The organism is Aminipila terrae (assembly GCF_010120715.1).
Classification (GTDB): Bacteria; Bacillota; Clostridia; order Peptostreptococcales; family Anaerovoracaceae; genus Aminipila; species Aminipila terrae.
Genome location: NZ_CP047591.1, coordinates 2277815 through 2300302, shown reverse-complemented (window position 1 = coordinate 2300302; position 22488 = coordinate 2277815). Strand labels below are relative to the sequence as shown.

Here is a 22488-nt window from a genome sequence, read left to right as displayed (position 1 = left end):
ATGGGAACTAATATTTTTAATAATAAAAAAGGGATTTTTATTACTGCCACTGGTACAGATGCAGGTAAAACTTATGTAAGCGGACTGATTGTAAAATACTTACGAGAAAAAAATGTAAATGCGGGATATTATAAACCTGCATTGAGTGGAGCATATGTGAAAAATGGAAGGCTGGTTCCGGGTGATGCAGAATATGTCTGCCGTGTAGCTGATTTGCCCAGATCTCCTGTAGATTTAGTTTCCTACATATTCGAGCCAGCCGTCTCCCCTCATTTAGCCGCTAAAATTGAGCAGGATAGAATACATAAGAACTGTCACTATATCACGCATAGAAATAGGACACCCTATATAGAAAAAAATGTCATACTCCAGCACTTTAACAAACTGAGTGAAGAATATGATTTTTTAGTTGTAGAAGGCTGCGGAGGCATTTTATGTCCTCTGAGAACTCCAAATACTTCATTGCCCAATAAACTCCAGAGTAATTCTGAATTACTAATGCTTCCCGACATAATCAAAATGCTGGGTCTTGATATAATCATTGTTGCAGATGCAGGCCTGGGAACTATAAACCTTGTGCTTCTTACAGTAGCATATGCCCGGCAGGAAAATATCAGCATTGCCGGCATTATACTTAATAATTTTGATGGGAACAACCTTTTACATAAAGACAATAAAAAACAGATAGAATTTCTTACAAATCTACCTGTTTTGGATTGTATCCCAACTCTACACTCAAAATAAGGTTTTTAAAAAAACTAATGAGTCTATTTATTTCTCTGGTCAAACTATCCGAAAGCTTGACAGCTTAAATAGCTTGCTCTCAAAATTTAGAAAAATCAATAATCGAGGTAGCTTTTTAGTTAAATGCTACCGTATTTTTTGCTAACTTTCCAAATTGCGGTAGGTTTTTCTATGAAAGCCCTAAAAAGGTTTCAAAACTGACCATTAAAGAATCAAAAAGCTACCGCGTTTTTAAATTTTGTAAATTTACGGTAGTCAATGCCAGATATCCTTACCACACTAATTTTATTTACACATCTCACAGGCAATCTGTGCGGCAAGTCTGGCGTTATTAAATACCAGTTGTATATTGGAATCAAGGCTTTCTCCCCAGTTATTTCCTTAATTTTAGCCAGTAAAAACGGAGTAGTTTCTTTTCCTTTTATTCCTATTGATTTCGCTTCTTCTACAGCTTCTTCTATACACTTATTGATATATGCAGAATCCATGGCATACTTTTCTGGAATAGGATTTGTTACAAGCATACCACCCTTCAGTTCAAGTTCCAGCTTGGCTGTCCATGCATCGGCAATTTCCTTAGGAGTTTCCATACGGTAATCTACATTGAAGGCACTTTCCCTGGTGTAGAAAGCTGGCAACATTTTGGTCTGATATCCAATAACAGGGACCCCTTTTGTTTCAAGATATTCTAACGTAAGTCCCAGGTCAAGAATAGACTTGGCCCCAGCACAAACAACCATCACTGGAGTCATACCAAGTTCTTCAAGGTCAGCTGATATATCCATGGTAACTTCTGCCCCTCGATGCACTCCTCCTATGCCACCTGTAGCAAAGACTCTAACCCCTGCCATGGCAGCTAAAATCATTGTTGTTGCCACAGTGGTAGCACCATCTGCCTTAGCCGCTACTAAAACCGGAACATCTCTTCTGCTGGCTTTTGTTACTTCAAGACCTTTTTTGCCTAAGTAGTCAATTTCTTCTGGCGAAATACCTACTTTCAACCGGCCTTTTATTATTGCTATAGTAGCTGGCACTGCCCCATTTTCACGGATAATCTTTTCCACCTGTAGCGCTGTTTCAACATTTTGTGGATATGGCATTCCATGAGAAATAATCGTTGATTCAAGGGCAACCACAGGTCTCCCTGCTTCTAGTGCTTCCTCAACTTCCGCTGAAACATCTAAATATTTATTGAACTTATTCATCCTATTTAACCTTCCTCTTTGAGATTATATAATCATCTTATATTATATTCCAGGTAAGCATTGCCTTCAAAATCCTTCCATGTGAATTTATTGTTATCTACAATAATATAGCTTTGGGGGCTATTTTCTTTTGGCATAGAAACCGATCCGGGATTCATGTAGATAAAATCAATTTGCCCTGCCTCTCCATACCCTACACATTTTGGTACATGAGTATGGCCATTTAAAAGTATATCTCCCTTATTCAGGGGCGGCAGATTTTCCGGATTTAGTTTATGACCATGGGTTGCAAACATCATTCGACTTCCCAGATATATGATACAATAGTCTGCTAATACTGGGAAATCCAGCACCATCTGATCTACTTCTGCTTCACAGTTGCCTCTGACACATAAAATCTCTCTGCTTATACTATTCAGCATCTTTATGACTTTTTTTGGATCATAGTCTTTTGGTAAATCATTTCGGGGACCATGATAAAGAATATCTCCAAGCAGTAGCAACTTCTCTGCTTCTTCTTCTTTATAAGCTTCTATCATCTTGTTACAGTAATAAGATGAGCCATGTATGTCTGATGCGATCATTAATTTCATACGAATCCTCCTTAGCGCTTTGCAACAAATCAATACCATAGACTTTATTTTATCATAAAATTTCTTTTAATGCATCTAAACATAAATATATAATAAAAAAAAGACGGTCTCCATTGAAACCGTCTTTTTATCTAAATTACTAAATATTTAATTATTCAATAACTGTAGCTACAACACCAGAACCTACTGTTCTTCCGCCTTCTCTGATAGCGAATCTTAATCCTTCTTCGATTGCGATTGGTGTGATTAAGCTAATTGTCATCTGGATGTTATCTCCAGGCATACACATTTCTGTTCCTTCTGGTAACTGTAAATCTCCTGTTACGTCTGTTGTTCTGAAATAGAACTGTGGTCTGTATCCGTTAAAGAAAGGTGTATGTCTTCCGCCTTCTTCCTTCTTCAGTACGTATACCTGTGAAGTAAACTTTGTATGTGGATGAATTGTTCCTGGTGCACATAGTACCTGTCCTCTTTCGATTTCACTTCTCTGTACGCCTCTTAGTAGTGCTCCGATGTTATCTCCTGTTTCTGCCTGATCTAACAGCTTTCTGAACATTTCGATTCCTGTTACTACTACTTTTCTTCTTTCTTCTGTCAGTCCGATGATTTCTACTTCATCTCCAACTTTCAGTGTTCCTCTTTCTACTCTTCCTGTTGCTACTGTTCCTCTTCCTGTGATTGAGAATACGTCTTCTACTGGCATGATGAATGGCTTGCTGTTATCTCTTTCTGGTTCTGGAATGTATGAATCTACTGCATCGAATAATTCTACAATCTTATCTCCCCATGGACCTTCTGGATTTTCTAATGCTCCTAATGCGGATCCTCTGATGATTGGTGTGTCATCTCCTGGGAATTCATATTCGTCAAGAAGTTCTCTTACTTCCATTTCTACTAAGTCAAGCAGTTCTTCGTCGTCTACCATATCGCACTTGTTTAAGAATACGATGATATATGGTACACCTACCTGTCTTGATAACAGGATGTGTTCTCTTGTCTGTGGCATTGGTCCGTCTGTTGCTGCTACTACCAGAATAGCTCCGTCCATCTGAGCTGCTCCTGTAATCATGTTCTTTACATAGTCAGCATGTCCCGGACAGTCTACGTGCGCATAGTGTCTGTTTGGTGTTTCATATTCAACGTGAGCTGTTGAAATAGTGATACCTCTTTCTCTTTCTTCTGGCGCCTTGTCGATCATGTCAAAGTCAACCTTCTGACCTAAACCATATCTCTGGTGTAAAGTCTTTGTGATTGCAGCTGTAAGAGTTGTCTTACCGTGGTCTACGTGACCAATTGTTCCGATATTTACGTGTGGCTTATTTCTTTCAAATTTCTGCTTTGCCATTTTTATTTTCTCCTTTATACAAATTTACTTATTTGTTAATTTTTTCAATCAAGCTATCAGGTAACTTTTCGAAGTGGTCCATCTGCATTACATATACACCACGACCCTGAGTCTTTGAACGAAGGTCAGTTGCATAACCAAACATCTCTGACAGAGGAACAAAACCTCTTACTGCAACTGCACCAGCATTCATGTCAGAACCTTCGATTCTGCCTCTTCTTGAACTGATATCACCAATTACATCTCCCATGTAGTCTTCAGGAACTGTAACTTCAACCTTAAAGATTGGTTCAAGAAGTACTGGTTTAGCCTTTTTGCAAGCTTCCCTGAATGCCATTGAAGCAGCAATCTTAAATGCCATTTCATTTGAGTCAACTTCATGATATGAACCATCATAAAGTTCAACACCAACGTCTACAACGTTATATCCTGCAATAGGGCCAGCATTCATAGCTTCTCTGACACCTTCTTCAATCTTAGGAATGTATTCTCTAGGAATAGCACCACCAACAATTGAATTCTTAAATTCAAAGCCTTCGCCTGGCTGTCTTGGATAAACCTTGATTTTAACATGACCGTACTGACCACGACCACCAGACTGCTTAGCATACTTATGGTCAACGTCTGCAAGTTCTGTGATAGTTTCCTTATATGAAACCTGAGGCTTACCAACGTTAGCCTCTACCTTAAATTCTCTTAGAAGTCTGTCTACGATAATTTCAAGGTGAAGTTCTCCCATACCTGCAATAATTGTCTGTCCAGTCTCTGTATTTGTATAAGTCTTAAAAGTTGGATCTTCTTCAGCAAGCTTTGCTAAAGCAATACCCATCTTTTCCTGTCCTGCCTTAGTTTTAGGTTCAATAGCAATTTCAATAACCGGATCTGGGAATTCCATGGATTCTAAGATGATTTCGTGCTTTTCATCACAAATTGTATCACCTGTAGTAGTATCCTTGAAACCTACTGCAGCAGCAATATCTCCTGAATAAACTTCAGTGATATCCTCTCTCTTGTTTGCATGCATCTGAAGGATTCTTCCGATTCTTTCCTTCTTTCCCTTAGTTGAATTATATACATATGAACCTGATGTGATAGTACCAGAGTATACTCTGAAGAATGCAAGCTTACCAACAAATGGGTCTGCCATAATCTTAAATGCTAATGCTGAGAATGGAGCCTTATCATCAGCTGGTCTTTCATCTTCTTCCTCTGTACCAGGAATAACACCTTTAATAGGCGGAATGTCAAGAGGTGATGGCATATAGTCAACAACTGCATCCAGCATCATCTGAACGCCCTTGTTTCTGTATGCAGAACCACAAGTTACAGGAACCATTTGTCCAGCAATAGTTGCTTTTCTAATCGTATCCTTGATTTCTTTCTTTGTAAGTTCTTCCCCTTCTAAGAATTTCATAGTAAGTTCTTCATCACATTCAGCAACAGCTTCGATCATTTTTTCTCTCCACTCATTTGCCTGTTCCATCATATTTTCCGGAATATCTGTAATATCAAACTCCTTACCTAAGTCATCCTTATATATCTCTGCTTTCATTTCTACTAAGTCGATAATTCCAATGAAACTATCTTCAACACCGATTGGTAACTGAATAGGAACTGCGTTCGCTTTCAATCTGTCTTTAACCATGCCAACAACTCTGTAGAAGTTTGCTCCCAGGATATCCATTTTATTAATAAAAATCATTCTAGGAACTTCATACTTATCAGCCTGTCTCCAAACTGTTTCAGACTGTGGTTCTACTCCGCCTTAGCGCAAAGTACTGTTACAGCTCCATCAAGAACTCTCAGAGATCTTTCTACTTCAACTGTAAAATCCACATGGCCTGGTGTGTCGATTATGTTAATTCTATGACCTTTCCATTGTGCTGTAGTAGCAGCAGAGGTTATTGTGATACCACGTTCCTGCTCCTGTTCCATCCAGTCCATTGTAGCCGCACCTTCATGAGTTTCCCCAATCTTGTGTGTTCTTCCTGTATAGAACAAAATTCTTTCTGTTGTAGTGGTCTTACCAGCGTCAATATGCGCCATAATACCAATATTTCTTGTATTTTCTAACGAAAAAGCTCTAGGCATAATAACCCTCCCTTCTGCTATTCTTTTTAAATTCTATTATTTGGAATTACCATCTGTAATGTGCGAAAGCCTTATTAGCTTCTGCCATCTTATGTGTATCTTCCTTCTTCTTTACTGAACCGCCAGTACTGTTAGCTGCATCCATAAGTTCCTTAGCAAGTCTTTCATACATAGTCTTTTCACCTCTGGCTCTAGTGTACTTTGTAAGCCATCTTAAGCCCAGAGTCTGACGTCTTTCAGCCCTTACTTCAACTGGAACCTGGTAGTTAGCACCACCAACTCTTCTAGCTCTAACTTCTACTACTGGCATGATATTATTCATAGCCTTCTCAAATACTTCAATCGGTTCTTCACCAGTCTGCTGCTTAATCATGTCAAATGCATCGTAAACGATTGACTGAGCAACGCCCTTCTTACCGTCTAACATAATGCTGTTGATCAGTTTAGCAACAACTAGGTTTCCATAAACCGGATCTGGAAGTACTTCTCTTTTTGGTGTATTACCTTTTCTTGGCACTTCTCTTCCCTCCTGTTAATCTTCGCTTTTTACATTAATTTTTTTCGCAAAAAGTTACTCTGTCATTACCCAAAAGCACAGGTAAGACAGTTTTGCTTTGTCGGTACTCGACATTATGACGCCAGAAAATTCAAAACTGCTTAGCTTTTGATTTTTTAATGCCATAAATGCCGCGGCGCACTTGATATATGTTTAAAAATAATTACATACTATTAACATTTATATCATGGCCTTTTAAATCCGATTATTATTTTTTGCTGCTTTTGGTCTCTTTGCACCATATTTTGAACGGGCCTGTAATCTGTTGTTTACACCGGCAGTATCAAGAGTTCCTCTAACGATATGATATCTTACACCTGGAAGGTCTTTTACTCTTCCGCCTCTGATAAGTACAACACTGTGTTCCTGTAGGTTATGACCAATACCAGGAATATAAGCAGTTACTTCGATACCATTTGTTAAACGTACTCTGGCAACCTTTCTAAGCGCTGAGTTAGGCTTTTTAGGTGTTACAGTTTTTACAGAAGTACAAACGCCTCTCTTCTGAGGTGCAGCAATATCTGTAGGAACTCTCTTTATTGAGTTTAATCCTTTTAATAATGCTGGTGAATTTGACTTCTTTACTGCAGACTGTCTGCCGTCACGTACTAATTGGTTAATAGTAGGCATTATTTTCTCCTTTCTTTAAACACTTTAAACTTGTGCACTAGGGTATTATTTCCCAAATGCACAAGTTTATTCGTAAATAATATATCCTAATGCCCAGAATTTTACAAATTTCTTTATAAAATCAGGCTCAGAATCGATAAATATTTTATCATATTTGCAGATTTCATGTCAAGCTAATTATTCTAAATCCTCAAGCTCAACAATATCTGCTCCTGAAAAATCTGTATCAACTACGGATTCCATATCTGCAAGATCTTCAAAATCTTCTTCTTCCTCATCCTCATTGTTTGTGGAGAAGGATTCCATCAGTTCTGTATTTACGCCATAGTCAAGTTTTATACCTTTGTATCGTTTCATACCTGTACCAGCAGGTATCAGCTTACCAATGATAACGTTTTCCTTAAGTCCAAGAAGTCCATCCTTCTTACCCTTAATTGCTGCATCCGTAAGGACTCTTGTAGTTTCCTGGAAGGAAGCCGCAGATAAAAATGAATTTGTAGCAAGAGATGCCTTGGTAATACCAAGAAGTACTCTTTTTCCTACAGCAGGCTCTCCGCCATTTTCAGCTGCAATAGCATTTGCTTCTTCAATCTCATATACGCTGTATAAGCCTCCTGGAAGCAGTGTTGTATCTCCAGCTTCTTCAATTTTACACTTTGAAAGCATCTGGCTTACAATAACTTCTACATGCTTGTCATTGATATCAACACCCTGTTGTTTATATACACGCTGTACTTCTTTAAGCAGGTACTGGTATACCCCTTCAACGCCATTTAATCTCAAGATATCATGAGGGTTTAAAGGACCTTTGGTGATTGAACCTCCAGCCAGGACATAGTCGCCCTCTCTGACATTCAGTCTTGCACCGTAAGGAATGATATAGGATCTTTCCTCATCTCCTCTTACCTTAACCTCAGTCTTATTATCTTTTCTGGACTCTATAGAAACTACAGTACCATCTGCTTCACAGATTTCAGCAAGACCTTTAGGCTTTCTGGCTTCGAAAAGTTCTTCAACTCTTGGAAGACCCTGTGTAATATCGCTACCTGCTACACCACCCGTATGGAAGGTTCTCATGGTTAACTGAGTACCTGGTTCACCGATAGACTGAGCAGCCGTAATACCAACAGCCTCTCCAATATTTACATTTTCACCTGTTGCAAGGTTTCTGCCATAACACTTAGCACAAATACCTGATGTACTGTGACAAGTCATAACAGATCTGATTGCTACAGCCTCAATACCACAGTTCTCAATGTGTTCAGCAGCAGCTTCTGAAATTTCTTCATTCTGCTCAACAATTAATTCTCCAGTATTCGGATCATATATATCAGTAAGTGAAGTTCTTCCTACAATACGAAGCTTAAGGGCTTCAATTACTTCCTTACCATCAGTAAAGGCTCTTACTTCTATACCCTCATCTGTACCACAGTCAACCTCTCTTACAATAACGTTATGTGATACGTCAACAAGTCTTCTTGTCAAGTAACCTGAGTCGGCTGTTCTTAGGGCTGTATCGGCCAGACCTTTTCTGGCACCATTTGTGGAAATAAAGTATTCCAATACAGATAAGCCTTCACGGAAGTTAGCCTTAATAGGAATTTCAATAGTTTTACCAGATGCGTTAGCCATAAGTCCACGCATACCACCAACCTGCTTAATCTGGTTTTTACTACCTCTGGCACCAGAGTGGGCCATGATGAACAAGTTATTTAATGTTCCAAGTGAATTCATTAGTGCATCTGCAATTTCGTCTGTTGTCTTATTCCAGATACTGATAACCTTTTCATATCTTTCCTGGTTTGATACCAGACCAGCTCTGTAAGCCTTTTCGTATTTATCAACCTGTGCTTCTGCTTTAGCAAGAATTTCCGGTTTCTCCTTAGGAATTTCCATATCAGAAATACTGATTGTAACGGCACCTTTCGTTGAATAATGGAAGCCCATATCCTTAATAGCATCCAGCATAATTGCAGTTCCAGTGTTGCCATGCACCCTGTAACACTTATCAATAATCTGTCCCAGCTTCTTCTTGTCGCACAGGAAGTCTACCTCAAGTGTATATCTATCAATTTTTCTATCAACATATCCAAGATCCTGAGGGATATTTGCATTAAATATAAATCTTCCTACTGTTGATTCCACTAATTTTCCTCTGGAATCGTTTTCGTCACAATATCTTCTTACTTTAACTCTGGCATGAATACCAACAACACCATTCTGATATGCCATCATCATTTCGTCAAAGTCAGTAAATACTTTTCCGTCGCCCTTTTCAGCAACCGTACTTCTGTCTTCCATTCCTGGATGAGTCAGGTAGTAGCTTCCCAGAATCATATCCTGGGTAGGGGTTGTAATTGGTGAGCCATCCTTTGGAGCAAGAATATTATTAACGGACAACATCAGGAATCTTGCTTCTGCCTGGGCTTCAACGGATAAAGGAACGTGAACCGCCATCTGGTCTCCGTCAAAGTCTGCATTGAATGCTGTACATACCAATGGATGAAGTTTAATTGCCTTGCCTTCTACCAATACTGGTTCAAAAGCCTGAATACCTAATCTGTGAAGAGTCGGAGCACGGTTAAGCATTACCGGATGCTCTTTAATAACACTTTCTAAAACATCCCATACTTCAGGTTTTACTTTTTCAACCATTCTCTTAGCACTCTTAATGTTGTGAGCATGACCGTTCTGAACAAGCTTCTTCATAATAAACGGCTTGAATAGTTCCAGCGCCATTTTCTTAGGAAGACCACACTGATAGAATCTAAGTTCTGGTCCTACTACGATTACAGAACGTCCAGAGTAGTCTACACGCTTACCAAGAAGGTTCTGTCTGAATCTTCCCTGTTTACCTTTAAGCATATCTGAAAGAGATTTTAAAGGTCTTGAGCCAGGTCCTGTTACCGGTCTGCCTCTTCTTCCATTATCAATAAGCGCATCCACTGCTTCCTGAAGCATTCTCTTTTCATTTCTTACGATGATATCAGGTGCTCCCAGTTCAAGCAGTCTCTTTAATCTGTTATTTCTGTTAATAACTCGTCTGTATAAGTCGTTTAAGTCGGATGTAGCAAATCTGCCCCGTCCAACTGAACCATAGGTCTTAAGTCTGGTGGAATAACCGGAATAACTTCCAAAATCATCCACTCAGGCTTATTATTTGAAATTCTCAAAGCTTCTATTACTTCAAGCCTTCTGACGATTCTTATTTTCTTCTGACCAGATGCATCTTTAAGTTTTCTTCTTAAATCATCTGCCAGTTCAGGTAAATTAATCTGAGTAAGCAGCTCTCTGATGGCTTCTGCACCCATACCAGCTTTAAAATCGTTTCCGTATTTCTCTCTGGCTTCCCTGTACTGTTGTTCTGTCAGTATTTCTTTATAACCAAAGCTTGTGTTACCCTGGTCTGTTACGATATAAGCTGCAAAATATAATACTTTTTCAAGATTTCTTGGAGAAATATCCAGTACCAGTCCGATTCTGCTTGGAATACCTTTAAAGTACCAGATATGGGAAACTGGAGCTGCAAGAGCAATATGACCCATTCTTTCTCTTCTTACTTTTGCTTTTGTAACCTCTACTCCGCAGCGGTCACATACTATACCTTTATATCGGATTCTTTTATATTTACCACAATGGCACTCCCAGTCCTTTGTAGGTCCGAAAATTCTTTCACAGAATAAACCTTCTTTTTCAGGTTTCAAAGTTCTGTAATTGATTGTTTCAGGTTTCTTCACTTCCCCGTGAGACCAGCTGAGAATTTTTTCTGTGGAAGCTAAATTAATTTGTAACGCTTCAAAATTGTTTAATTCATAGTTATTATTATCACTCAAGGAGTCCCTCCCCCTTTCTATAACTCATCATCAAGCTCTTCGCTTACTTCAAGGTCTATAATATCCAAATCTTCATCTTCTTCATCTGATTCTTCAAGCTCTTCCTCTAAAAATTCTTCTTCAAATGATTCAGGCTCCCCTTCCTCATCTAAATCTATAATATTTTCAAGACTTGAAATCCCCTCAAATTCAGTTGATTCCTTTATTTCAATTTCCTCATTATCTTCTGTCAGGACTTTAACATCAAGGCCTAAACTCTGCATTTCCTTAATAAGAACTTTAAAGGATTCAGGAATACCTGGTTCAGGAATATTTTCGCCCTTTACAATAGCTTCATAAGTTTTAACACGGCCTACAACGTCATCGGATTTTACCGTTAAGATTTCCTGTAATACATGGGCTGCCCCATAAGCTTCAAGAGCCCATACTTCCATTTCTCCGAAACGTTGTCCGCCGAACTGAGCTTTACCTCCAAGAGGCTGCTGAGTTACAAGTGAATAAGGACCTGTACTTCTTGCGTGAATCTTATCATCTACAAGATGATGCAGCTTCAGCATATACATGTATCCTACTGTAACTGGATTATCAAACGGCATGCCTGATCTGCCATCACGCAGTTTTAACTTACCAGTCTCAGGATAGCCGCATTCTCCAAGAAGTTTAATAATATCTTTTTCATTAGCTCCATCAAATACTGGAGTTGCGATATACCAGTCTTTAAACTTGGCTGCCAGACCCAGATGAACCTCTAATACCTGCCCAACGTTCATACGGGAAGGTACCCCCAGAGGATTAAGCATTACCTGAATTGGCTCACCATTTTCCATAAATGGCATATCTTCTTCAGGCAGAATTCTTGAAATTACACCCTTATTACCGTGACGACCGGCCATTTTGTCCCCAACACTGATTTTTCTCTTTGTAATAATATAGCATCTAACCAGCTTATTAACTCCTGGTGGAAGTTCATCACCATTTTCTCTTGAGAAAATTTTAACGTCTACCACAATACCAGTTTCGCCGTGAGGTACTTTAAGAGATGTATCTCTTACTTCTCTGGCTTTTTCCCCAAAGATTGCACGAAGCAGTCTTTCTTCTGCAGTAAGTTCAGTTTCACCTTTTGGTGTTACCTTCCCTACAAGTATATCTCCCGGATGAACTTCGGCACCAACTCTGATAATGCCTTCTTCATCAAGGTCTCTTAAGGCTTCTTCACTTACATTTGGGATATCTCGTGTAATCTCTTCAGGTCCCAGCTTGGTATCTCTGGCTTCTGCTTCATATTCTTCAATATGAAGTGTAGTAAGTTTATCTTCCATTACAAGACGCTCATTCAAAATAATAGCATCTTCGTAGTTATATCCTTCCCAGGTCATAAATCCAATCAGAAGGTTTCTTCCCAGTGCAATTTCTCCTAAATCTGTTGAAGGGCCGTCTGCAATAACTTCTCCCTTTTCTATGTGCTCCCCATGATTTACGATTGGTCTCTGATTGATGCAGGTACTCTGGTTGGCTCTCTTAAACTTTAATAAGGCATATTCGTCTGTACCTGTACCGTCATCTCGTCTGATTCTGATTTTTGTTGCATCTACATACTCAACCGTACCTGGATTTTTTGCAAGAATTACAACCCCTGAGTCGCGGGCTGCCTTATATTCCATACCTGTACCAACGTATGGAGCATCCGGTACCAAAAGAGGTACTGCCTGACGCTGCATGTTAGACCCCATCAGGGCTCTGTTAGCATCATCATTTTCCAGGAACGGAATCATAGCAGTAGCAACAGATACTACCTGTTTAGGAGATACGTCCATGTAGTCAATCAATTCTCTTGGAACAAGGTCGATTTCTCCTCCAACCCTCTGGATGCAACTTTGTAATTTGCAAATTTGCTTTCTGAATCAAGGGGTTCATTTGCCTGTGCTATAATAAGCATTTCTTCTTCATCTGCAGTTAAGTATTCTATATAATTCTGTACAACACCAGTTTTCTTGTCAACTGGTCTGTAAGGAGCTTCTATAAAACCATATTCATTTATTTTACCATAAGTGGTTAAGGAACCAATAAGTCCAATGTTAGGACCTTCCGGAGTTTCAATAGGACACATTCTTCCATAGTGAGAATGGTGTACATCTCTGACTTCGAAACCAGCTCTCTCTCTGGATAGACCTCCAGGTCCTAGGGCTGACAATCTTCTCTTGTGAGTCAGTTCCGCAAGAGGATTAGTCTGGTCCATGAACTGTGATAACTGTGAACTTCCAAAGAATTCCTTAATAGCCGCAGTAACAGGTCTGATATTCATAAGGGCCTGAGGCGTAGTAACCTCAATATCCTGAATAGTCATTCTCTCTTTAACGACTCTTTCCATTCTGGCAAGTCCGATTCTGAACTGATTCTGTAACAATTCACCAACAGTTCTAAGTCTTCTGTTTCCTAAGTGATCTATATCATCTACACTGCCTATGCCATAATTCAGGTTAAGAATATAGCTTACGGACGCAATGATATCATCTATTATAATGTGCTTTGGTGATAAGTCATTCTTTCTCATTACCAAAGCTTCTCTTATTTCATCTTCTGTGGAACATTCCGAAAGAATCTCCATTAATACAGGATAATAAACTTTTTCTTCTACTTTAAGTCCTGTAATATCAAAATCAACATATAGCTTTAAATCAACAAATCTGTTACCAATAATCTTTGTAACATAATCCTCATCTGTTTTGCCGTAAGCGTAAATTTCCTTTACACCTGCATTTTCAATCTGGAAACCCAATTCTCTGGAAATCCTCTGGCCCTTTTCTGCCAGAATTTCCCCTGTATTAGGATCAAAAACATCTTCGGCTGCCACTACACCAATGATTCTATTTGATAATCCAAGCTTTTTATTATATTTATATCTGCCAACTTTTGCAAGGTCGTATCTTTTGGGATCAAAAAATAATGCATCTAAGAAAGATTTAGCACTATCAACTGTAGGAGGTTCTCCTGGTCTAAGTTTTTTATAAATTTCTTTAAGACCATCCTCATAATTATCTGTTGGATCCTTGTCCAAAGATTTTCGTAGTCGCGAATCTTCTCCAAAAATATCAATGATTTCCTGATCTGATCCAAAACCTAACGCCCTTAGTAAAGTTGTAACAGGTTGTTTCCTGGTTCTGTCGACTCTAACTGAAATAATTTCATTTGAGTCTGTTTCGTATTCAAGCCATGCTCCTCTGTTAGGAATAATAGTTGTGGAGAACAGCTTATTGTTTGACTTATCCACGGTTACATCATAATAAGGTCCAGGAGAACGAACTAACTGAGTTACAACTACTCTCTCTGCACCATTGTATATAAATGTACCTTTTTCTGTCATCAGAGGGAAGTCTCCCATAAATACTTCCTGCTCTTTTACTTCTCCCGTTTCTTTATTAATCAATCTAACTTTAACTTTTAGCGGAGCTGCATATGTTACATCTCGTTCTTTACACTCCTCCTGCCCATATTTCGGAGGGTCACTTAGCGAGTAATCGATAAATTCTAATACTAAGTTTCCTGCATAATCCTTTATCGGTGAGATGTCTTCAAAAACTTCATATAGACCTTCCTTTATGAACCAGTCATAAGATTCGGTCTGAATTTCGATAAGATTAGGCATTTCTGCTACCTCATTAATCTTTGAGAAGCTCATGCGCTGTTTTCTACCTACTGTAACGGGTGTTGGCATATTCATCACTCCTTATATCATGAGTCTTCCTTAAAAGACCCACTCAAACTCAGATTCTTTGATTCAATGAACGCTTCATATTCAGCAGCCATAATCAATAGTGCGTTCATTATTTCTTTAACAAATAACATTGTATGGCAGTCTATTATATTATCACAACATTCAATTCTAGTCAAGCTATTTTTTCTAGTTTTTACATAATTATTATTAACTTTCCACTTATATTTCATACCTTTTTGGACATAATTTATAAAATATACGGTTTTCTAAATATCTCTGATTTCAATTTTGTTGCGTAAATTCCGCCAATAGTGTTTAAGTACTGAACAGAATGTTAAAAAAGACGGCGAAATTCGCCGTCTTAAATTTAAGTCTCCGTAAAAGCTTATTTCATTTCTACAGTTGCGCCAACTTCTTCTAACTGCTTCTTGATAGCTTCAGCTTCTGCCTTTTCGATACCTTCTTTAATGTTTGAAGGTGCTCCGTCTACTAATTCCTTAGCTTCCTTCAGACCTAAGCCAGTAAGTTCTCTAACAACCTTGATAACCTTAATCTTTTCTCCACCAGCACTTGCAAGTACTACTGTGAATTCTGTCTGTTCTTCAGCTGCTTCTGCACCTGCACCTGCTGCTCCTGCAACTGCTACTGGAGCTGCTGCTGATACTCCGAATTCTTCTTCACATGCTTTTACTAATTCATTTAATTCTAAAACTGTCATCGCTTTGATAGCTTCGATAATCTGATCTTTGTTCATTTTTGTTCTCCTTTTTATTTTTATCTGATTCTTAATTAATTTTAATTTTAAAATTCTCTACATTCTGTTTTACAAAATGCAGGGTTTCCTATGCTTCAGCTTTAGCATCTGCAATAGCCTGGAATGTTCTAACTGCTTTAGATACAGGTGACTGAATGCTACCCATAAACTTAGCAATAAGTTCTTCTCTTGATGGAAGAGCAGCAATTGCTTCAATGCCTTTTGCATCAAAGAAATTTCCTTCAACAACACCAGCCTTAAAAGCCATTTTCTTGTATTCTTTAATTACTCCGTTAATTACTCTTGCAGGAGCAACTGCATCATCATAACTGATTGCTACAGCACTTGGTCCCTCCAATACTTCAGCAAGACCTTCGTACTTAGTTCCCTGAATAGCTCTCTTTACAAGAGTATTCTTGTAAACAGTGTAATCCACATTGGCATCACGAAGTTTCTTTCTCATAGCATCAGCTTCTGCAACTGTAGTTCCGATATAGTCAATAACTACCGCTGACTGAGCTTTTTCCAGCTTATCTTTTATCTCGTCAATTATTAATTGTTTTTCTTTCTGTGCTTCTATTGACATTTTGACTCCTTTCTCCACCTGCGCTAAACGTCAGGTGATAATAAATCATAGGGTACTCCATAAAAAAATCCCTGCCAATCATAGACTGACAAGGACAACATATTTATATTGTACCTCGGCGGGAAATTAAGCAATTGCACCCGCTGTCTACGGTGATAATTCTATTTAATTATTCCAACCTTTTATTAGTTTGAAAGCTTCATAGGATTTAACTTTATTCCAGGACCCATAGTTGAAGCAACTGTTACGCTTCTTAAATACTGTCCCTTTGCTGCTGCCGGCTTTGCCTTTACAACAGCTTCAATTAAAGCTTTAAAGTTTTCTTCCAGTTTCTGAGCTCCGAAAGAAGCTTTTCCGATTGGAGTATGGATAATGTTTGTCTTGTCAAGACGGTATTCAACTTTACCAGCTTTAATCTCTTCAAGAGCCTTTGTAATATCCATAGTTACTGTTCCTGATTTAGGGTTTGGCATCAATCCTTTAGGACCAAGAATCTTACCCAGTCTACCAACAACGCCCATCATATCAGGAGTTGCTACTACTACATCAAAGTCAAACCAGTTTTCAGTCTGGATTTTCTGAGCTAATTCTTCAGCTCCAACAAAATCTGCGCCTGCTGCTTCAGCTTCCTGTGCTTTAGGACCCTTAGCAAATACCAGAACTTTCTTTGACTTACCAGTTCCGTGAGGAAGTACGATAGCACCTCTAACCTGCTGGTCAGCATGTCTGCCATCAACGCCCAGTTTAATGTGAATTTCAACAGTCTCATCAAACTTAGCCTTTGCAGTCTTTGTAATTAAATCCATCGCTTCGCTAACTTCATATAAATTTGTTTTATCAACTAACTTAGCTGATTCTCTGTAAGTTTTGCCTCTCTTAGGCATAATATCTACCTCCTTGTGGTACAAACGATCTGCCACAAAATTTACTGGCATAATCTCCCATCTTAAATTAACCTTCTACTACGATACCCATGCTTCTTGCAGTACCTTTAACCATTGATGTTGCTGCATCTAAGTCTGCTGCATTTAAATCAGGCATCTTAACCTTTGCAATTTCTCTTACCTGTTCTTCTGTTAAAGTAGCTACCTTTTTCTTGTTTGGTTCGCCTGATGCTGCTTTTAAGCCAGCTGCTTTCTTTAACAATACTGCTGCAGGAGGAGTCTTTGTAATAAATGTAAATGATCTGTCTGCATAAACAGTAATTACAACTGGAATAATCATTCCAGGCTGATCCTGAGTTCTAGCATTAAACTGCTTACAGAAGTCCATAATGTTTACGCCCTTCTGACCTAATGCTGGACCTACTGGAGGTGCTGGAGTAGCATTACCTGCTGCAATCTGAAGTTTAATAAGACCTTCAACTTTCTTTGCCATATTCTTTCTCCTTTCATTTAGATTTTATCTACTTGTCCAAATTCAAGTTCAACCGGTGTATCTCTGCCAAACATGGAAATCTTTACTTTTAAAGTTTCCTTCTCCATATTAACTTCTTCTACAACACCCATAAAGCTTTCGAAAGGACCATTGATAACTTTAACATTGTCGCCTACTTCTACATCAATTTCAACATGGACTTTTTCTATTCCCATTCTTCTGACTTCTTCATTGGTTAGAGGAATAGGTTCTGTACCATGTCCTACAAACCCTGTAACACCCTGCGTATTTCTTACAAGGTACCAGGACTCATTTGTAACAAGCATCTTTACCAAAACATAGCCTGGAAATATTTTTCTGGTCTTTACCTTACGCTGACCATTTTTAACTTCCACACTGTCTTCAGTAGGAACAACGATATCAAGAATTAAATCCTGCATACCCCTGTTTTCGACAATCTTCTCAATATTTACTTTAACCTTGTTTTCATGCCCGGAATAAGTATGAACAACATACCATTTTGCAGGGCTATCGGAATTACTTACATATCCCTGGTTTTCATCGTATGCGATTCCAGAACTAGAAGAAACAGTTTGAGCTTCAGCTGTAGCTTCTTCCTCAAGTTCTTCCTTATCTAGGTCTAAGTTGTTTTCTAAATCTGACATCTTATACCTCTACTTATTTATAAAGTAATACCTAATATTGCTTTAAGCCCGGAAAGAACGCCTAAATCAATCAGCCAAAATCCAACCGCAAAAAACGCACAAGTAAATAACACAACTATTGTATATGATCCAAGCTCTTTCTTAGTAGGCCACACGACTTTTTTCATTTCAGTCCTAATGCCCCTGAAATACTCTCCCATACTAACTTTCTGTTTTTTAGGAGCTGCTACTACCGGCTTTTTTTTAGCCTTTTCGTTTTCCATATTACTCACTCCTTATTTTGTTTCCTTATGAAGAGTGTGCTTTTTGCAGAATTTACAATACTTATCTAATTCAATACGATCAGGATCGTTCTTTTTGTTCTTAATAGTATTGTAGTTTCTCTGCTTGCACTCTGTACATGCTAATGTAACTTTCACTCTAGCTGATGATGCCATCGACTCCACCTCCTATTTTTGTGCATTCTGCTTTCAATGTAAATTCAGAGCACTCTTTCAGGCTCCGTATTTTTTCCTCATATTTTGTAACGTAATCACATATATTTCCACATTATATACACGATTATATCATACTAAATATCATAAAGTCGCTCATTAAGGATACCATTTGCCTCTGTCTATGTCAAGTTTTTTTTATATTTGTGACAAATGTCGGGCACCACAATTATTATTGTACCATAAATCATAGTGCCCGGCAATTTTTTCTTATCATTTAATAGTTAAATTAATTCTTACTAATCCGACAACTTTATTGTAAAGCTGTCCCCTATTTCAACGAAATCATGACTCATCTTTCCGCTTTTTTCAGGCATTTTCACTGCATAAGGCTTTAACATAACCCATTTGGCTGACTCCGGCACTACCCCTTCTATCATTCGTACATTTAATCTTCCTGTTTTTTCTTCACCATCAAAATAACTCATGTCAAAAATAATTTTATTTCCCTGGTCGTCTTTTCCTTCCAGTTCCAAGTCATACATAGGATTTTTTTCATATTCCCAGTTTTCCACTTTAAAGTAAATCTTCTGTCCTAAATCATTTGACGTATATTCTGTCAATACAAGTTTGCTTCCATCAGGGAGGGTAAAACTATTATTCAAATCCTTATGAACTGTGGCTTCCGCCAGTTTGCTTCCATCCGCTTCAAAGTGAAATGCCCATTTACCGTTGGTCACTTTGCTGCCCTGTAAGATATCTGTATAGACCAGTTCAATGTCAAGTCTGCTACTGGTATCTATATCTTCCAGCTCATAATCCAAAAGAGATTCTTCTGTGTAATCATCCAAGGCCCTGCTGCTGCCTCCAGCCGCAACAGATACTCTTTTTCCATTTACATATACATCCGCAGAAGCAATGACCCCTCCTTCCGATAACTTCTGTTTCGATTGCACCGAAGAGGACACCACAAGCTGGTTTTCATCCAGAATGATTTCATTTAACTTAATGGTATATCCCTTATCTGTCTTTGAAGTTCCCACAACAGTTGTGTAATCCTGAAGGTTCTTTTCTATCCCTAAAAAATTGCTAATCTGCCATGCTATGCTTTTAGCCGAGGCATAAACCAAATCACTAAAATTTAAAGTTCCTAAAGCAATAACACAGACAGCAACACACGCAGCCACAGCTGCATATCTTTTCCTCTTTCCGTTCTTTTCAGGCTTCCCAATTCTCTTTTTAATTTGTTCTTTTAATTTTGTTTTTTCTATATCGGTTAAGTCTTGTGGACAATAAGAATCTATATCCGTTTCCACATCATTTAATAGTGAATAAATTTCTTTCATAAATTATTCTCCTTCCCCATCAGAGACAAGTGTTTTCTGAGTTTTCTTCTTCCTCTTGACACATGATTATAAACCGCAGTCTCTTTCATTCCCATTGATATGGACACAGACTTTACGGATTCACCATGCCAAAACAGCCGTTCAAATATCCCCCTGTCTTTTTTGCCTAAACAGGCCAGCATTTCACTCAGTTCCTCTGAAATTTCCTGTTCCTCAGATCCATGCCTGCTTTTTAAATCCACTACATTTTCCAGCGTTTCCAAAGGCTCTTCCCTATATTTTTTCAAATACTTTCGCTTACAGTCTATGGCCTTATATCGGCTCACCCCTGCAAGCCAGTTCTCAAAAGTATTTCTACTCTTATCAAAAGAATCCACATTCTCCCATACTGCCAGCAGCACATCATTTATACATTCGTCTGTCAGTTCCAGTTGCTTTTGCAAATGCTTTCTGGCAACGGTTTTTATAATCCATCCGTATTTTTCAATGACAAATTCCAATGCCTTCTCATTTTTTAATAATATTTGTTCTATGAAATTTTCTTCATTAACGGTCAACCTTGATGCCCCCTTTCTCTTTCAAAATACTAGCGTCACTATCATTTCATCATTTTGTAATGGCCCTTACATTTATTAATTCGCATAAAATATATACTTTTCTATCCTCTTAAACAAAAAACTTCGAAAAAATTCGAAGTTTTATTTTTATTGCCTATATGAAATATTTAATTAACTTTTTATACCTCTATTTCTGATGGATCATTCTCATTTTCCAGCAGATACCATTCGGAATCCACGAAATCTCCTTCTGCAATCTGATTAATAGGCATCTTCATGTACTTTCCTGTAGCTTCTACTGCTACACTACCGTCCGGAAGCAAAATCTGGCCTACACCTTCAAAAATCTTTCTTGTATTTCTGGTTATATGAGCGACACCTTTTAAGTCCGCTTCTGTAGGTACCGGTTTTTTATATTTAAGAGTAAGCTCAACAGTCACACCCCAGCAATCCGGTTCTTCAATACAGACTGTTCTTCCTATTAATTCATCTAAAACGGCAGCGGAGAGTCCTCCATGGGTTCTTCCTGGATAACTCTGGTGCCAGTCCTCTGTTCTGAAGGTACAAGTCAGTTGTCCATTTTCTATCTCATAAAATCTTGTATTTAAGCTGAACTTATTTTTAGTTCCACAAACTACACATCTAGCACTGTTATTCTGCTTTTTAGTCACTTTATAATTCATTTTGCCACCTCTTTATTTCCTTTAATCAAAAACTTCTGGCAGCTAAAGCCGTTGAAATTTCTGTCTAAGACCTTCCCGCCCCATCACAGCTGGGGGGATAGACTTTTAATTTAAAACTGCGGACATAAAAGTCCGCAGATTAATTACTTGTATATTTACATTTTATTACCAGTTTATAGTGGCGTCAATAGGTTTTGTCTCTAAAGAACATGCTTATCTGGTTTTAATCTTTTAGCAGATATACCATATTTCTGTCATTGGAAAACTGTACGACATTATATAAAAACATAATATCGGTTATCTTGTTTTCTTTTACAAATTGAGTCAAACTCTGCTTGTAATATCGTAAATCCGTTACATAAATATGATCAAAATGCCCTGTAATAAATGGCACAAAACAGTTGGCGTAAGAATCTTTGATAACAAGAATATTATGTCCGTTTTTTGCCGTTCCGCTTATGGTAGTCATAGGATTATTGCTGCTTAAAAAGTAAGAATATTTATCTTTGGTCTTAAGATACTTTTTATCAAACAGACTTGGAAGAGATTTTGTCTGGGTAACTTTTTCAATCTTCATACCAGTGTGTTCTATCGCGCTGTTGGTAAATTTCTCAATATAATCTGGCTTTGTTTTAAATCCAGCCGCTTTAGAATAAGTCGTCCCATAAAAATCTTTGCTGACCACTTCTACGTTAAAATCTTCTTTCTTCAGTGGTTTCAATCCATTTTGCTCTGCCCACATTTTATATGTATAATAAGCTCCCAAAGTTGTCCAGTGATGATCTGTCTTATAATAAATATATTCCCGCTTATGCTGTGAAAGAATTCCAGTTGGATTTATAAGCATTTCACCAAAACAGTCTCTTGATTCTTTTAAAATTTTCCATTGATTGGGTGCTGGCGCATTTTCAGGCATCTTATCTTTATAAATTTCTTCAGAAGTGGGGGCAATTATTACTGAAATATTTATATTTTTGTTAATTTTATCTGTTTTATCAATAAATGTCTTTACATAAGCCAGATTCTTCTGAAACTGCATTTCATCGATATTATCTATCGGAAACAGATAGCCGTCCTTCCCAAAGTAAGCACTTCCATTGTCCTTTTTCCCTGAGACCATGTCTGTGATATTCTTAACTTTTACCCACTCATCTCTTGCAATTATATTATCCGAAGCATAGGACTCAAAATTTTTCATATAATCCCCACTAGCTACGTTGGAAGCAGTCAATTTGGGCATTTGTTGCAGTTGTCTGTTTTCATTGTCCGAAAATTGCTTATCAGGTATAATGATACAGAATAGTAGAAGGCAGACTAAAATCATTACAAACCCACCACTGGTTATAGCAGCTTTTTTATTTTTCATAGTGCCTCCTT

General features: G+C 38.1%; 17 protein-coding genes, 3 pseudogenes and 1 other annotated feature. Of the genes and pseudogenes, 1 reads left to right on the top strand and 19 read right to left on the bottom strand.

Annotated elements, in window-relative coordinates; all coding sequences use genetic code 11:
• Complete coding sequence (bioD, locus tag Ami3637_RS10875; RefSeq protein WP_162362602.1) at positions 1-744, top strand: dethiobiotin synthase; 744 nt, start codon at positions 1-3, stop codon at positions 742-744.
• 212 nt (positions 745-956) lie between these two features.
• Here the strand turns inward: bioD and Ami3637_RS10870 are convergent, their stop codons facing one another.
• From Ami3637_RS10870 to Ami3637_RS10780, 19 genes and pseudogenes are all read right to left on the bottom strand, one after another.
• Positions 957-1949 (bottom strand): pseudouridine-5'-phosphate glycosidase, encoded by a 993-nt coding sequence (locus Ami3637_RS10870; RefSeq protein WP_330586612.1) that lies wholly within the window; start codon positions 1947-1949, stop codon positions 957-959.
• Between the two features lie 32 nt (positions 1950-1981).
• Positions 1982-2542, bottom strand: a complete 561-nt coding sequence (yfcE, locus tag Ami3637_RS10865; RefSeq protein ID WP_162362601.1) for a phosphodiesterase — start codon at positions 2540-2542, stop codon at positions 1982-1984.
• A 151-nt stretch (positions 2543-2693) separates the two neighbouring features.
• Positions 2694-3887 (bottom strand): elongation factor Tu, encoded by a 1194-nt coding sequence (gene tuf / locus Ami3637_RS10860; RefSeq protein ID WP_162362600.1) that lies wholly within the window; start codon positions 3885-3887, stop codon positions 2694-2696.
• 28 nt (positions 3888-3915) lie between these two features.
• Positions 3916-5978 (bottom strand): annotated as a pseudogene (gene fusA / locus Ami3637_RS10855) (elongation factor G).
• Positions 5979-6024: 46 nt separating this feature from the next.
• The gene (gene rpsG, locus Ami3637_RS10850) at positions 6025-6495 is read right to left on the bottom strand and encodes a 30S ribosomal protein S7 (RefSeq protein WP_162362599.1); all 471 of its coding nucleotides are present in this window, start codon (positions 6493-6495) and stop codon (positions 6025-6027) included.
• 234 nt (positions 6496-6729) lie between these two features.
• Positions 6730-7164 carry a 30S ribosomal protein S12 gene (rpsL, locus tag Ami3637_RS10845; protein WP_162362598.1) on the bottom strand — a complete coding sequence of 145 codons (435 nt, stop codon included), beginning with the start codon at positions 7162-7164 and terminating at the stop codon, positions 6730-6732.
• Between the two features lie 177 nt (positions 7165-7341).
• Positions 7342-10997: pseudogene (gene rpoC / locus Ami3637_RS10840) on the bottom strand (DNA-directed RNA polymerase subunit beta').
• 17 nt (positions 10998-11014) lie between these two features.
• Positions 11015-14709: pseudogene (gene rpoB / locus Ami3637_RS18970) on the bottom strand (DNA-directed RNA polymerase subunit beta).
• Between the two features lie 385 nt (positions 14710-15094).
• On the bottom strand, positions 15095-15463 hold the full coding sequence (rplL, locus tag Ami3637_RS10830; protein ID WP_162362597.1) for a 50S ribosomal protein L7/L12: 369 nt from the start codon (positions 15461-15463) through the stop codon (positions 15095-15097).
• Positions 15464-15551: 88 nt separating this feature from the next.
• Positions 15552-16049 carry a 50S ribosomal protein L10 gene (rplJ, locus tag Ami3637_RS10825; RefSeq protein ID WP_162362596.1) on the bottom strand — a complete coding sequence of 166 codons (498 nt, stop codon included), beginning with the start codon at positions 16047-16049 and terminating at the stop codon, positions 15552-15554.
• Between the two features lie 53 nt (positions 16050-16102).
• Positions 16103-16220 (bottom strand) — a sequence feature (ribosomal protein L10 leader region).
• A 14-nt stretch (positions 16221-16234) separates the two neighbouring features.
• Positions 16235-16933: a 50S ribosomal protein L1 gene (gene rplA / locus Ami3637_RS10820; RefSeq protein WP_162362595.1), complete on the bottom strand. Its 699-nt coding sequence runs from the start codon at positions 16931-16933 to the stop codon at positions 16235-16237.
• A gap of 67 nt (positions 16934-17000) precedes the next feature.
• Positions 17001-17426, bottom strand: coding sequence for a 50S ribosomal protein L11 (gene rplK, locus Ami3637_RS10815; protein ID WP_162362594.1), 426 nt, complete (start codon positions 17424-17426; stop codon positions 17001-17003).
• 17 nt (positions 17427-17443) lie between these two features.
• Complete coding sequence (gene nusG, locus Ami3637_RS10810; protein WP_162362593.1) at positions 17444-18091, bottom strand: transcription termination/antitermination protein NusG; 648 nt, start codon at positions 18089-18091, stop codon at positions 17444-17446.
• A gap of 17 nt (positions 18092-18108) precedes the next feature.
• Positions 18109-18354 (bottom strand): preprotein translocase subunit SecE, encoded by a 246-nt coding sequence (gene secE / locus Ami3637_RS10805; protein ID WP_243157989.1) that lies wholly within the window; start codon positions 18352-18354, stop codon positions 18109-18111.
• A 12-nt stretch (positions 18355-18366) separates the two neighbouring features.
• Complete coding sequence (gene rpmG, locus Ami3637_RS10800; protein ID WP_162362592.1) at positions 18367-18528, bottom strand: 50S ribosomal protein L33; 162 nt, start codon at positions 18526-18528, stop codon at positions 18367-18369.
• 296 nt (positions 18529-18824) lie between these two features.
• Positions 18825-19871 (bottom strand): DUF4179 domain-containing protein, encoded by a 1047-nt coding sequence (locus tag Ami3637_RS10795; RefSeq protein ID WP_162362591.1) that lies wholly within the window; start codon positions 19869-19871, stop codon positions 18825-18827.
• Entirely contained in the window at positions 19868-20428 is a 561-nt protein-coding gene (locus Ami3637_RS10790) for a sigma-70 family RNA polymerase sigma factor (RefSeq protein WP_162362590.1), read from the bottom strand. Before Ami3637_RS10790 ends, Ami3637_RS10795 begins: the two co-directional genes overlap by 4 nt.
• A gap of 179 nt (positions 20429-20607) precedes the next feature.
• Entirely contained in the window at positions 20608-21111 is a 504-nt protein-coding gene (locus Ami3637_RS10785) for a PaaI family thioesterase (protein ID WP_162362589.1), read from the bottom strand.
• Positions 21112-21334: 223 nt separating this feature from the next.
• On the bottom strand, positions 21335-22477 hold the full coding sequence (locus tag Ami3637_RS10780) for a DHHW family protein (protein ID WP_162362588.1): 1143 nt from the start codon (positions 22475-22477) through the stop codon (positions 21335-21337).
• Between the last annotated feature and the right edge of the window lie 11 nt (positions 22478-22488).

Coding starts and splice junctions, on each gene's coding strand:
- bioD (WP_162362602.1), top strand. CDS start 1: ATGGGAACTAATATTTTTAATAATAAAAAAGGGATTTTTATTACTGCC.
- tuf (WP_162362600.1), bottom strand. CDS start 3,887: ATGGCAAAGCAGAAATTTGAAAGAAATAAGCCACACGTAAATATCGGA.
- Ami3637_RS10870 (WP_330586612.1), bottom strand. CDS start 1,949: ATGAATAAGTTCAATAAATATTTAGATGTTTCAGCGGAAGTTGAGGAA.
- rplA (WP_162362595.1), bottom strand. CDS start 16,933: ATGCCTAAGAGAGGCAAAACTTACAGAGAATCAGCTAAGTTAGTTGAT.
- rplK (WP_162362594.1), bottom strand. CDS start 17,426: ATGGCAAAGAAAGTTGAAGGTCTTATTAAACTTCAGATTGCAGCAGGT.
- nusG (WP_162362593.1), bottom strand. CDS start 18,091: ATGTCAGATTTAGAAAACAACTTAGACCTAGATAAGGAAGAACTTGAG.
- rpsL (WP_162362598.1), bottom strand. CDS start 7,164: ATGCCTACTATTAACCAATTAGTACGTGACGGCAGACAGTCTGCAGTA.
- rpmG (WP_162362592.1), bottom strand. CDS start 18,528: ATGGCATCATCAGCTAGAGTGAAAGTTACATTAGCATGTACAGAGTGC.
- rplJ (WP_162362596.1), bottom strand. CDS start 16,049: ATGTCAATAGAAGCACAGAAAGAAAAACAATTAATAATTGACGAGATA.
- yfcE (WP_162362601.1), bottom strand. CDS start 2,542: ATGAAATTAATGATCGCATCAGACATACATGGCTCATCTTATTACTGT.
- Ami3637_RS10785 (WP_162362589.1), bottom strand. CDS start 21,111: ATGAATTATAAAGTGACTAAAAAGCAGAATAACAGTGCTAGATGTGTA.
- secE (WP_243157989.1), bottom strand. CDS start 18,354: ATGGAAAACGAAAAGGCTAAAAAAAAGCCGGTAGTAGCAGCTCCTAAA.
- rplL (WP_162362597.1), bottom strand. CDS start 15,463: ATGAACAAAGATCAGATTATCGAAGCTATCAAAGCGATGACAGTTTTA.
- Ami3637_RS10795 (WP_162362591.1), bottom strand. CDS start 19,871: ATGAAAGAAATTTATTCACTATTAAATGATGTGGAAACGGATATAGAT.
- Ami3637_RS10780 (WP_162362588.1), bottom strand. CDS start 22,477: ATGAAAAATAAAAAAGCTGCTATAACCAGTGGTGGGTTTGTAATGATT.